We start from the raw sequence: 12,956 nt of genomic DNA, 5'->3' as shown, positions 1-12,956 counted from the left end.
GCACCGCAACTGCGGCTATCCCGATAGGTTGGCGCGACCCGAACGCCCCAGTTGTGCGCACGAACGGCCCGCGATGCAAGGGGCATCGGCGGGACCAGCGAACTGCAGGATGTGGGAGGCTGGGGTATAAGCCCGGGCGCGATGAGAAGGGGGGAGGATCGCGCGCCCGGGCTCATGTTTGTGAGGACGACATTTGGAGGGGGGCTTGGTCTGTCGTCCTGAATGAAAAACCAAGATCGCCAATTTTGGTTCCAACAAAAAACATGCGCGAGATTATTTTTTTTGATGCGCCTGTTTGCCGGAGGGATGGGGTAGCAGCGAGGCGATAGGCACGCGCGCGCCGGGCACAAAAAAACGGGGCCCGAAGACCCCGTTTTCCTGATTCATTGGATCAGTGCGATCCAACCAGTCTGATCGAAATCAGGGGCTGGTCGGGGTGTCGCTGTCCTGATCGGCAGCGATCACGATACCACCGATCACGGCTGCAGCAGCCACGATACCGATGATGATGCCGGTGCCGCCAGCAGCTTCGCTATCCTCAGTCGAGGTAGCCGAAACGCGCTGTGCGCCAGCCTGTGCCAGTACCGGCGTCGCGGCGATGGCAAGTGCAGCAAGAGTAGCTGCAGCAATACGATTCTTCATTATAGCCTCCGTCACGTCTTTAGTTTGGTTCCCTAACCCATTGAGAGAACAGGGATTGCAACCCGTTTCGAAAAGAGTGTTTTACGAGCTCTTCCCGACGCTCAATGCCCAACTAGGGCGAAAGTTCCCGCCATGCAAGGTGGAATCCATGCTCGGTCCGCCGCAAAAAGGCTTTTATGGCAAGCTGTTGCACGCGCGCAACGAATGCTTTCCGGATGGTTAATGCTGCGCAAAAAGCCGTTCACTTCTTGCCGCGCGCTTCGAAGCGGCGAACACCACCGATCCAGGTTTCGACGACCTTGGCATTGCGCAGTTCGCTCGGGCTGCTGAGCAGCGGGTCGACATCGAGCAGGATGAAGTCCGCGCGCATGCCCGGCTGCAGTGTGCCGAAGCGGTCCTCGGCAAATCCGGCATAAGCGCCGCCGCGGGTGAACGCATCGATCGCCTGTACCCGTCCGAGCCGTTCCTGCGGCTGCCATCCGCCGAACGGCTTGCCGTCGGCGCCCTCGCGGGTGATCGCGGCTGCGAGCCCGGCAAAGGGGTCGGGCGATTCCACCGGGGTGTCCGATCCGAAGGCAAGCGGGACCTTGGCATCGACCAAAGACTTCCACGCATAGGCACCGGCCAGCCGGGCAGGGCCCAGCCGCGCCTCGGCCATCGTCCGATCGGATATCTGGTGCACCGGCTGCATCGAGGCGATGATACCGTTCTTGGCAAAGCGCGGGATATCGACCGGATCGATGATCTGCGCATGTTCGATCCGCCAGCGCCGGTCGCCCTTGTAGTCCTTGGCGAGCTCCTCGATCGCGGACAGCGCCTGTGCGTTGGCACCATCGCCGATGGCATGCGCTGCGACCTGGAAGTCGTCCATTGCCGCGCGGCTCATCATGTTGAGCAGCTGGGTGTCGTTGACGAAAGCGAGGCCGCGCTCGCCGGGCTTGTCGGCATAATCGGCCTTGAGCAGCGCGCCGCGCGATCCCAGCGCGCCGTCGAGATACAGCTTCACCCCGTTGAGCCGCAGCCGGTCATCGTACAGCCAGGGCGTCGGGCGCGGGCCGCCGATCGCGACCATCGCGTCGATCCCGGCCGCATAGGCCATGATCCGGACATACAGCCGCCGCTCGTCACCCGCGCGGCGATAGGCCTGCCAGTCGTCGATGGTGGTGCCCATGTCCGCGATGCCGGTGATGCCCAGCGCCAGCAGATGGTCCTGCGCCGCGATCAGCGCCGCATCGCGATCGACCGCGCGCGGCGGTGGTACCGATTTGGAAACAAGGCTCTCGGCGGCATCGACGAACACGCCCGCAGGCTTGCCGCCGATCCGCTCGACGCGGCCTCCCGGCGGATCCTTGACGTCGGGCTTGACGCCCGCTGTCCTCATCGCGGCGCTGTTGGCCCAGCCGGCATGACCATCGACCCGCTCGAGCCACACAGGGCGGTCGGGCACGACGGTGTCGAGGTCCGCTGCGGTGGGGAAGCGGCCAAGGCCCCATTTTTCCTGGTTCCAGCCGCGTCCGATGATCCATGGGCGCGACGGGTTCTCGTCGGCATAGGCCTTGATCAGCCCCAGCGCCTCTTCAAGCGAGCGCGTGCCCGACAGGTCGAGCGTCAGCAGCGAAAAGCCCAGCCCCATGACATGGCCGTGCGCATCGATGATGCCCGGCATCAAAGTGCGGCCTTCGCCGTCGAGCTTGTAGTCGAGCTTTTCGGGGCGCTTGTCGCGGCGCTCGAGCAGGGCTTTCACCTTGCCGTCATCGTCGATGACCAGCCCGGTGAAATTGACCACCTTGCCCTTGGCGTCGAGCGTCATGCCGTTGACGTTTTCGATCAGCCCATCGGCGAGCGCAGGCACAGAGGCGCTGGCGAGCAATGCGGCGGCGAGAGCGAGGACGCGCGGAAGGGTCCGGGCGATCACTTGCGCGGCAGCCTGCGAACGAGGGCGCTGGTATCCTGACGCCCTGCGCCCAGATGCTGGGCTTCGGCGAAGAACTGGTCGAGCAGCGCCGCCACCGGCAGCGACGCGCCGTTGTTGCGCGCCTCGTCGAGCGCGAGGCCAAGGTCCTTGCGCATCCAGTCGATGGCAAAGCCGAAATCGAAGCTGTCTTCCGACATAGTCTTCCAGCGGTTGTCCATCTGCCAGCTTTGCGCCGCGCCGCCCGAAATGGCGGAGAAGACCTTGTCGAGATCGAGCCGGCTCGCCTGCGCAAAGCGCATCGCCTCGCTCAATCCGCCCAGCACACCGGCGATGCAGATCTGGTTGACCATCTTGGTGGTCTGGCCGTCGCCGGGGCCGCCGACATGGACGATGCGGGTGGCATAGCTCTTGATGATCGGCCGTGCGGCATCGACCGCGTCCTTCTTGCCGCCGCACATGATCGCCAGCGTGCCGTTTTCGGCGCCCGCCTGGCCGCCGGTGACCGGACCATCGACGCACAGGATGCCCTTTGCGCGGCCCTCTACCGAAATCTGCCGCGCGATGGTGGCCGATACCGTGGTGTGGTCGATGAACACAGCGCCCCTGGGCAGCGTGTTGAACGCGCCCTGGCGGCCCATGATCACCTGCGCCAGGTCATCGTCATTGCCGACACAGGTGATGACCGCGTCCATGCCCTCGGCAGCCTCTGCCGGGGTTGCCGAGATCCGCACCTTGCCAGCCAGATGCGGATTGGCCTCGAGCCAGCCTTGCACCTTGGCCGGGCTGCGATTGTACAGCGCCAAAGAGTGTCCATTGTTGCCCAGATGGCGGGCCATGGGGCCGCCCATCACACCGATGCCGATAAATGCTATATTTGCCATGGCGGTGCCTTAACGGATGTTTTCAATCCGCGCCATATCGGTTAGGTGCCGCAGCCGACATGACCAGCCCCACCGCCCAGCTCACCCTCGAGACCATCCGCGCCGCGCACCAGCGGATCGCCGGATCGATCGTCCGTACCCCCACGCTTGTCAGCAGGACCTTGTCGGCGATTACCGGGGCGACGGTCTATCTCAAGTTCGAGAACCTGCAGTTCACCGCGGCGTACAAGGAACGCGGCGCGCTCAATTTCCTCTCCCAGATGACCGAAGAGGCCAAGGCCAAGGGCGTGATCGCGGCCTCTGCCGGCAACCACGCGCAGGGTCTGGCCTGGCACGGCACCCGACTGGGCGTTCCGGTCACCATCGTGATGCCCAAGACCACGCCCACCATCAAGGTGCAGCAGACCGAGGCGAACGGCGGCAAGGTCATCCTGTTCGGCGAGAAATACGACGACGCCTATGCGCACGCCCGCGAGCTCGAGGTGACCGAGGGGCTGACCTTCGTCCATCCGTTCGACGATCCGGTGATCGCGGCGGGGCAGGGAACGGTCGCGATCGAGATGCTCGAGGATGCGCCCGAGATCGATCATTTCGTCATCCCGATTGGCGGCGGCGGGCTGTTCTCCGGAATGGGCACCGCAGCGCGCGCGCTCAAGCCGGGCATCAAGCTGACAGGCGTGCAGGCGCAGCTCTATCCCAGCATGTACAACACGGTGAAGGGCACCAATTACCCATGCGAGGGCGACACGCTCGCCGAAGGCATCGCGGTCAAGCAGCCCGGCGATTTCACGCGCGAGATCGTCCGTGCGCTCGCCGATGACATCGTGCTGGTCACAGAGCCTCAGCTCGAAACCGCGGTCAGCCTGTTGCTGCAGATCGAAAAGACCGTGGCAGAAGGCGCGGGCGCCGCGGGGCTGGCCGCTTTGCTCGCCGAGCCCGAGCGCTTTGCCGGGCAGACAGTCGGCGTCGTCTTGTGCGGCGGCAACATCGACACGCGGCTGCTCGCCAACGTGCTGCTGCGTGATCTGGCGCGATCGGGCCGCCTCGCCCGCCTGCGCATCGCGTTGCAGGACCGCCCCGGTGCCTTGTTCAAGGTGATGCGCCAGTTCGACGCGCACCAGGTCAATATCATCGAGATCTACCACCAGCGCGTCTTCACCAACCTCCCCGCCAAGGGCCTGATCACCGACATCGAATGCGAAGCGCGCGATCGCGGCCAGCTCGAAGCGCTGATCACTTCGCTGAAGGCCAGCGGCTATGATGTGGGTCTGGTCGAGGTGGCTTGAGGAGGCGTCTTTTGCGTTCTGGACAAGCCCACCCCGGTCCAGCACGCTGGGCCCGCCCCTTCCGCAAGCGGTAGGGGAGAGGGGAAGCGCCAATCCTCTCCCCTCCCGCTTGCGGGAGGGGTGGCCGAAGGCCGGGGTGGGCCTGAAAAGTGTCGGAGGTCATTGTCACGATGCCCAGCTTCGCTCCCCGCAACACCTTGCGAGCCCGCGGTCTCCGGCACGAAGCCACGCTGTCGGAGAAGCGGCTGTGGCTCTACCTAAACAAACAGCAGCGGCTGGGCTTCAAGTTTTCCCGCCAGATCCCGATCGGTCCATATTTCAGCGATTTCGTGTGCCGGGACGCAAAGCTGGTGATTGAGGTGGACGGTGACTCGCATGATTTAACAGGGGCGTATGACGAACGTCGCGATGCGTTTCTTCGGAACCAAGGCTACCGGGTCCTGCGATTTCTTAACGAGGACGTCCGCGATCATCTTGATGGCGTGTTGCAGGAGATCGACGCGGCCTTGGGCGAGAGGCTCTGAATTTCAGGCCCACCCCGGATCAGCAAGCTGATCCTGCCCCTCCCGCAAGCGGTAGGGGAGAGGGTTGGCGCAAGCTCTCTCCCCTACCGCTTGCGGGAGCGGTGGCCGAAGGCCGGGGTGGGCCTGAAATAATGCAGAAAATGATCGTCGCAATGCTGCTCCGGCGAGCGAAAAGGCCGAAGCACACCCCCCGGATTCAGCATGAATCCTTTCTTTATCCACAGCGCAGCGCAGTCTGCCGCCAAATTGACTCGACTTGGCGTGGCTTAACCATGAAAGTTGGTTAACCGGCTTGGCGGTGCCCCGGGTTATCGATCATACCGGGCTCGGGTCACTTTCCCGTACGACAGGCAACCAGAAACAAGGATCGTTCCACACGTGAGCGCACCGGCACGCTTCCCCCGATTCTTCGTCACCAACCCCGGTCCGTGCCCCTATCTGCCGGGCAAGAGCGAGCGCAAGGTGTTCACCGAGCTCAACGGCCCGCATGCCGACGAGCTCAACGATGCGCTGAGCCGCATCGGCTTTCGCCGCAGTCAGAACGTCGCCTATCGCCCCAGCTGTCTCGATTGCCGCGCTTGCGTTTCGGTGCGGGTGGTGGCGGAAAAGTTCGTGCCCAGCCCCGGCCAGCGCAAGCTGCTCAAGCGCAATCGCGATCTCATCGTCTCCGCCTGTCGTCCCTGGTCGACGCAGGAGCAGTACGATCTGCTGCGCCGCTATCTCAAGGCGCGCCACCCCGGCGGCGGCATGTCCGAGATGGATGACATGGACTATGCCGACATGGTCGAGCATTCGCCCGTGCGCAGCTATGTCATCGAATATCGCGAGCCCAACCCCGATGGCAGCGCGGGCAAGCTAGTCGGCGCGTGCCTCACCGATCAGCAGGGCGATGGGCTGTCGATGATCTACAGCTTCTACGAACCCGAGCATCCGACCCGGCGCGGGCTTGGCAACTACATCATCATGGATCACATCCAGCGCGCGGCGCGGGCGCGGTTGCCCTATGTGTATCTGGGCTATTGGGTAAAATCTTCGCCGCGCATGCAGTACAAGATCAAATATCAGCCGCTTGAGCTGCTTGGTCCCGATGGCTGGCATCCCTTCGACCTTGAACGCGACGCGGGCGAGGTCTAGACGTTTCGGGCGGCCTCGGGATCAAGCCCGTACGCGTTGAAAGCAATTAGGGTTGATGAGTCTGGCTGATCGCGCTTGCCTGGCAACGGCCTGGACACTGGCTTTGCTGGCCGCCGGCACCGCGATGCCGCAATCCGCGCGCGCACAGGCCGCAGCCGCCGACCCCGCCGCCGTCGCTGCGGAAGCCGCCGCGCCCGATCTGCCAGCTGAGCCAGCCCCGCCGCCGCAGCTCGATGACCCGCTGGGGATCGATCCGCTCGCGCCGTTGGACCAGCTTCCCGGCATGGAGGTCGAATGGCCCGATGGCGGCGATGTGCCGCCCTGGCCGGGTGAATTTGCGGTGGAAGACACGCTGCCTTCAGAAACCCAGGCCGCCGATGCATCCGACAGCGCCAATCCCGACAGCGTCGCGACCGGTGCCGACGATGTCCGCGATGGCCTTGTGGCATCGGCGCTGCCGGCTGCAGAAGACTTGGCAGATGCCCCAGGCGATGGCGCGGATTCCGCCGCCGACCGCCGCGCTGAGCGCCAGGCAGAGCGCGAGCAGCGCCGCGCAGAACGGCAGGCGCTGCGCGAGATCGACGATGGCGATGTGCGCTATCAGGTGGTGGTCAACTTCGTGCCGTCCGAGGATCTGAAGGCGCTCGACCAGGGTGCGTTCACCAGCCGTTTCCGCGCGCTCTCGACGCTCGAACGGCTGGCGGACGACGACGCCAACCTCGCGCAAGTCAATCGGCGCGCGCGCGACGACCGCGATCTGCTCGACACCATGCTCCATGTCTATGGCTTTTACGATGCCGATGTCCGCAATTCGGTCGCGCGGATCGAGGGGCAAGAGAGGGTCGCGCTGACCTTCGATATCACCGCAGGGCCGCTCTACACGCTGAGCGCGATCGATCTGGCGGGGCTCGATGCTGTTGGCGTCGATGTGCCCGCGATGCGCGCAGCCTTCGGCATGAAGGTGGGGGACCCCGCCAATTCCGACACCATCGTCGCAGGACGGCTGGCGCTGCTGACCGGGTTGCTCGAAACGGGCTTTCCCTTTGCCGAAACCGGCGAGCCCGATCTGCTGGTCGACCACGACCAGCGCAGCGGCGCGCTGACCCTGGCGGTCAAGCCCGGCGGGCAGTATCGCTTTGGCGGCATCGTCACCGACGATGATGACCTGTTCGGATCACGCCATCTTCAGCGGATCGCGCGCTTCGACCGCGGCGATATCTTCCAGGCCTCCGATGTCGACGATCTGCGCCGCGCGATCCTGGCAACCGGGCTGGTCTCTACGATCACGCTGACCCCCGTAGCCGCGACCCCGCCTGCCGGGACCGAGCCCGGCACCGTCGACATCGCGGTCGATACCGTGGCAGCGCCGCTGCGTACCATTGCGGGTGCGGTCGGCTATGGCACGGGGGAAGGCTATCGCGCCGAGGTCAGCTGGGAGCATCGCAACTTCTTCCCGCCCGAAGGCTTGGTGCGCGCCCGCGCGGTGGGCGGCACGCAGGAACAGCTGATCAACCTGGTCTATCGCCGCAACAACTTCATGACCCGCGACCGCGTGCTGACCGCGCAGGTGCTGGCGAGCAACATCAACCGCGATGCCTTCGAGGCGCGCACCTTCCTCGTCTCGGCCTCGCTCGAACGGCAGACCAACCTGATCTTCCAGAAGAAATGGACCTGGTCAGTGGGGGGCGAGCTGGTGCTGACCGATGAACGCGATGGCCGCTCGCGCATCGTCGGCGGCAGCCGCCGGACTTTCTTCATCGCCGCGCTGCCGACATCCTTGACCTATGACGGCAGCGACGATCTGCTCGATCCGGGCAAGGGTTTCCGGCTAGGCGGGCGCGTGTCGCCCGAATATTCGCTGCAATCGGGCAGCCAGGGCTATGTGCGGATTCAGCTCGACGGCAGCTATTACCAGCCAGTGTCGGACAGGATCGTGATGGCGGGCCGGGTGCGGCTGGGCAGCACCTTTGGAGCCGACCGTTTCGACATCGCGCCCTCGCGGCGCTTCTATGCGGGCGGCGGCGGATCGGTGCGCGGCTTTGGCTTCCAGCGGATCGGCCCGCGCGATGGCAATGACGATCCCATCGGGGGCAACGGCCTTGCCGAGTTCTCGCTCGAGGCGCGGGTGCGGTTCGGCGATTTCGGGGTGGTGCCGTTCTTCGATGCGGGCAATGTCTACGCCAACAGCGTCCCCGATTTCAGCGGGCTGCGCTATGGGGCGGGCATCGGCGTGCGCTATTACAGCAGCTTCGGTCCGCTGCGCATAGATGTCGCAACGCCGCTCAACCGCCAGACGGGCGACAGCCGGATCGGCGTCTATATCTCGCTGGGGCAGGCGTTCTGATGGCAGAGGAGCCGATCACCCCGCCCGACGCCGTGGATGCGCCCACACCACGCAGGCCGGTGCGCTGGGTGCGCGGGCTTTTGCTCACCGTGCTCGGGCTGGCGGTCGCGATCGGGGCGCTGGTGCTCGCGCTCGATACCGGGCCGGGGCGCCGATTCATTGCGGAGCAGCTGGCGGGCTATCAGCTCAAGTCCGGGCTCAAGCTGCGCGTCGCGCGGATCGATGGGTCGATCTATGGCAAGGCGGTGCTGCGCGGGGTCGAGGTGTACGATACCAAACGCGTGTTCCTCACCGCCTCGACCGTCGATCTCGACTGGCGGCCGCTGCGCTTCCTCGCCAACCGGCTGGACATCCGCGATCTCGTTATCCGGCGCGGCGAAATGCGCAGCCTGCCCGTGCTCAACCCCGGCGATCCCGACGATCCGCTGCTGCCGGCATTCGATATCCGCATCGATCGGCTGCGCGCCGATGGCTTTGTCATCCGGCAAGGCATCGCCGGTGCGCGCCGGGTCGGAAACATCGCCGGCAAGGTCGATATCCGCTCGGGGCGCGTGCTGGTCGATGCGCGCGCCGCGCTGACCGACGGCACCGACCGGCTGGCGGTCACTCTCGATGCGATGCCAGACCAGAACCGGCTGATGATCGATGCCGATGTCACCGCGCCAGCCAACGGCGCGATCGCTGCGATCGCCGGGATGAACCAGGATCTGACCGCCTCCATCAAGGGCCGCGGCGACTGGGATTTCTGGCAGGGCAAGCTCGCTGCAACATTGGGCCCCGGCGAACTCGCCGCGATCGACATCAACCAGCGCGAGGGCAATGTGCGGATGACGGGCTATGTCCGTCCCGCGCCGCTGATCGGCACGCAGATGGCACGCGCGCTGGGGCCGGCGGTGGGCCTGTCGGCGAATGGCACGCTCGATGCTCGGGTGCTTTCGGGCACGCTGGCGCTCGCTGCGCAGGCGGGCACGCTCAACGCCGAAGGGGCGATCGATCTGGGCGAAAACCGCTTCGACGGGCTCGAACTCGTGGCGCTGCTGACACGGCCGCAGCTGCTCGCTCCCGGGCTGGAAGCGCGCAACCTGCGCGGCGCGATCACGCTTGACGGTGCGTTCACCGATCTTGCTGCGCCCTATCGGCTGACCGCCGACCGGCTGGTGCTGGCGGGGCTCAGCGCCGATACGGTGCGCGCGGAAGGGACGCTGACCCGCACGGGCAGCGACTTCACGATTCCGGTCAAGGTCAGCGCAACGCGCGTCGTCACCGGCAATGCCTATGGCGACCGGCTGGCCAGCGGGCTGGCTGGCGAAGGTGTCGTGCGGATGCGTGACGGGCAACTCAGCAGCGATCCGATCCGGCTCGCCAGCCGCGCCTTCACCGCTCTGGTCCAGCTTTCGGGCAGCGCTCAGCGCGGGCGCTATCTGGCGGTCGCCGATGTCCGGCTGCCCGCTTTCGGGGTCGAGAATGTCGGCGATGCCGATATCGATGCCAATGTCCGCCTCGCATTTGGCGGCGGTGCGGGCTGGGACATGCTGGGCGATGTTCGCGTGCTGATGCGCCGTGTGGTCAACGAGACGGTGGTGACGCTGATCGGCCCTGCTCCGCGCTTTGCAGCCAAGTTCAGCTACGGCGCGGGCCAGCCCCTCGTGCTGCGTGATGCCAGCCTTGCGGCAGAGAAGCTCGCGCTGCAGGGCGGCGGACGGGTAGAAAGCGATGGCCGCATCGTGCTGCGCGCCAGCGGACGTCACCGCGACTACGGCCCGCTCGATGTCAGCGCGGATTCGATCCGGGGAGACACCCGCGCGGTGCTTACGCTCGACGAGCCGCTGCCGGCGCTGGGGGTGCGCGAACTGCGGCTCGCGCTGGGCACCGTGCCCGATGGCTTTTCGGTCGATGTGACCGGCCAGTCGACGCTGGGTCCGCTCGAAGGCGCAACGCGGATCTACGCGCGCGAGGCCGGGCGCACGCTGATCGAGATCGAGCGCTTCACCGTGTCGCAGGCGCTATTTGCGGGGGATATCTTCGCGACCCGCGCCGGGATCGAGGGCGCGCTCACCGTGTCCGGGGGCGGTATCACCGGCAATGTCACGCTCGATCCGCGCGCGCAGGGGCAGGGGGTCAAGGCGCTGCTCGATCTCGCCAATGCACGGTTCGACGGCGATGTGCCGATCACCATCAACCGGGGTTCGGTCGAGATCGACGCGCTGATCGCCGAGGGCCGTAACACGGTCACCGGTTCGATCCGTGCGCAGGGCATCGGACGCGGTCCGCTGTTCATCGGGCGGCTGGCGGCGAATGCCAATCTGGTGAACGGCGAAGGCAAGGTCACTGCATCGATGACGGGCAAGCGCGGCAGCAACTTCGATCTGCAGACGAGCGTTCAAGTAGCCCGCGATGCCCTGGTGATCGCGGGCAACGGCCAATATGGCAACCGGCGGCTGCGTCTGATGCGCCCGGCGCGGCTAAGCAAGCTCGACGATGGCGGCTGGCGGCTGGCACCGGCGGTGCTGCGCGTCGGACGCGGACGGATCGGCGCGCAGGGCCGCATAGGCGGCGGGCTGACCGATGTCACCGCGCAGTTCAACACGGTGCCGATGGCGCTGTTCGATGTCGCGGTTCGCGAGCTCGGCTTCGGCGGCAATGCCTCGGGCACGCTCAATTATCGCCAGGCCGAAGGCGGAGTGCCGACCGGCAAGGCCAACCTCAAGCTCGACAACATCACCCGCACCGGACTGATCGCCAATTCGCGCCCGGTCGATATCTCGGCCAATCTGGCGCTGACCGCCGATGCCCTCGCGATGCGCGCGGTGATTGCCGAGCAGGACAAGACCGTGGGCCGCGCGCAGGCGCGGATCAGCGGCTTGCCCGCCGGGTTCGATCTGTTCGGGCGATTGCAGCGCGGCACGCTTGCGGGGCAATTGCGCTTCAACGGCCCGGCAGATTCGCTGTGGCGGCTGCTGGGGATCGAGGCGTTCGATGTCACCGGCCAGGTCGGCGTGGCTGCCGACCTTTCGGGCAGCCTGCTCGATCCGCGGATAAACGGCGTGCTTGCGACGCGCACCGCGCGGCTGGAAAGCGGCGTCGCTGGCACGGTGATCACCGACATCGCCTCGCGCGGGCAGTTCAACGGGTCGCGGCTGACCTTCTCCAGCTTCAGCGGCAAGGCGGGGCCTAACGGCACGATATCGGGATCGGGCTATGTCGATTATGGCGGGCTGTTCGCCTCGCCCTCGCAGGGCGTGGCGGTCGAGATGCGGGCCAATGCGAAGAACGCGCAATTGGTCAACCGCGATGATTTCGGCGCGACCGTCACCGGGCCGCTCACCATCTCGTCGAGCGGCACATCGGGAACGCTTGGCGGGGATGTCGTGCTCAACCGCGGCCGCTTCCGCCTCGGCCAGTTCAACGCGGCGCAGGCGCTGCCAGTGATCAACGTGCGCGAGATCAACCGCCGCGCCGACGAGGCACCGCGCCGCCAGCGCCCCGCGATCTGGCGCTACGATGTCAAGGCACGCGCGACCAACCAGTTCACCGTCACTGGGCTCGGGCTCAACAGCGAATGGGGCGCCAATGTCACGCTCACCGGAACGATCGATGCGCCGCGGATCACCGGCCAGGCCGATCTGGTGCGCGGCGAATATGAGTTTGCCGGGCGCGAGTTTGATCTGGTGCGCGGGCGGATAAATTTCCGCGGCGAAACCCCGCCCAATCCCTCGCTCGACATCGCAGCCTCGGCCAATCTCACCGATCTCAACGCCACGATCAACGTCCGCGGCACGGGTCTGGCGCCGGAGATCAGCTTCACCAGCACGCCCGCGCTGCCCGAGGACGAGCTGCTCGCGCGGCTGCTGTTCGGGTCGTCGATCACCGATATCTCCGCGCCGGAAGCGGTGCAGCTGGCCGCAGCCCTGGCCTCGCTGCGCGGTGGCGGCGGGCTCGACCCGATCAACGCGCTGCGCGGGGCGATCGGGCTCGACCGGCTGCGCATCGTCGAGGGCAACCAGACGCTTGGGCAGGGCACGAGCATCGCGGCGGGCAAGTACATCACCCGCAACACCTATGTCGAGATCGTCACCGATGGGCGCGGCTATTCGGCGACGCAGGTGGAGTTCCAGATCACGCGCTGGCTGTCCTTGCTGTCGTCGATCTCGACTATCGGTCGCCAAAGCGCCAATGTGCGGATATCGAAGGATTATTGAGGCGGGCATTGCCCAGCCGTACCACCTCGGC

8 protein-coding genes are annotated in these 12,956 nt (G+C 66.0%); 5 read left to right on the top strand and 3 right to left on the bottom strand.

The genetic code is table 11. From position 1 onward, the window contains the following. Positions 1-420: 420 nt before the first annotated feature. The 3 genes from BSY18_RS10190 to BSY18_RS10180 all read right to left on the bottom strand — a co-directional run bounded on the left by BSY18_RS10190 (position 421) and on the right by BSY18_RS10180 (position 3,438). Complete coding sequence (locus BSY18_RS10190) at positions 421-642, bottom strand: hypothetical protein (protein WP_054134274.1); 222 nt, start codon at positions 640-642, stop codon at positions 421-423. 241 nt (positions 643-883) lie between these two features. Next, the gene (locus BSY18_RS10185; RefSeq protein ID WP_069050534.1) at positions 884-2,557 is read right to left on the bottom strand and encodes an amidohydrolase; all 1,674 of its coding nucleotides are present in this window, start codon (positions 2,555-2,557) and stop codon (positions 884-886) included. After that, a complete protein-coding gene (locus BSY18_RS10180; RefSeq protein WP_069050533.1) occupies positions 2,554-3,438 on the bottom strand; it encodes an NAD(P)-dependent oxidoreductase in 885 nt (294 codons plus the stop codon). Before BSY18_RS10180 ends, BSY18_RS10185 begins: the two co-directional genes overlap by 4 nt. A 59-nt stretch (positions 3,439-3,497) precedes the next feature. Here BSY18_RS10180 and BSY18_RS10175 point away from each other — a divergent pair, with 59 nt between their 5' ends. From BSY18_RS10175 to BSY18_RS10155, 5 genes are all read left to right on the top strand, one after another. Beyond that, positions 3,498-4,724, top strand: coding sequence for a threonine ammonia-lyase (locus tag BSY18_RS10175; protein WP_054134277.1), 1,227 nt, complete (start codon positions 3,498-3,500; stop codon positions 4,722-4,724). Between the two features lie 170 nt (positions 4,725-4,894). After that, entirely contained in the window at positions 4,895-5,248 is a 354-nt protein-coding gene (locus tag BSY18_RS10170; protein WP_069050532.1) for an endonuclease domain-containing protein, read from the top strand. 378 nt (positions 5,249-5,626) lie between these two features. Then, the gene (locus tag BSY18_RS10165) at positions 5,627-6,382 is read left to right on the top strand and encodes an arginyltransferase (protein WP_054134279.1); all 756 of its coding nucleotides are present in this window, start codon (positions 5,627-5,629) and stop codon (positions 6,380-6,382) included. Between the two features lie 55 nt (positions 6,383-6,437). Then, complete coding sequence (locus BSY18_RS10160) at positions 6,438-8,726, top strand: autotransporter assembly complex protein TamA (protein ID WP_069050531.1); 2,289 nt, start codon at positions 6,438-6,440, stop codon at positions 8,724-8,726. Beyond that, positions 8,726-12,925 (top strand): translocation/assembly module TamB domain-containing protein, encoded by a 4,200-nt coding sequence (locus tag BSY18_RS10155; protein ID WP_069050530.1) that lies wholly within the window; start codon positions 8,726-8,728, stop codon positions 12,923-12,925. Before BSY18_RS10160 ends, BSY18_RS10155 begins: the two co-directional genes overlap by 1 nt. The last annotated feature ends 31 nt before the right edge of the window (positions 12,926-12,956 follow it).

Source organism: Blastomonas sp. RAC04 (assembly GCF_001713435.1).
GTDB classification, from domain to species: Bacteria; Pseudomonadota; Alphaproteobacteria; order Sphingomonadales; family Sphingomonadaceae; genus Blastomonas; species Blastomonas fulva.
This window is presented reverse-complemented; position numbering and strand designations above follow the sequence as displayed.

Coding starts and splice junctions, on each gene's coding strand:
- BSY18_RS10170 (WP_069050532.1), top strand. CDS start 4,895: ATGCCCAGCTTCGCTCCCCGCAACACCTTGCGAGCCCGCGGTCTCCGG.
- BSY18_RS10190 (WP_054134274.1), bottom strand. CDS start 642: ATGAAGAATCGTATTGCTGCAGCTACTCTTGCTGCACTTGCCATCGCC.
- BSY18_RS10155 (WP_069050530.1), top strand. CDS start 8,726: ATGGCAGAGGAGCCGATCACCCCGCCCGACGCCGTGGATGCGCCCACA.
- BSY18_RS10180 (WP_069050533.1), bottom strand. CDS start 3,438: ATGGCAAATATAGCATTTATCGGCATCGGTGTGATGGGCGGCCCCATG.
- BSY18_RS10160 (WP_069050531.1), top strand. CDS start 6,438: ATGAGTCTGGCTGATCGCGCTTGCCTGGCAACGGCCTGGACACTGGCT.
- BSY18_RS10175 (WP_054134277.1), top strand. CDS start 3,498: ATGACCAGCCCCACCGCCCAGCTCACCCTCGAGACCATCCGCGCCGCG.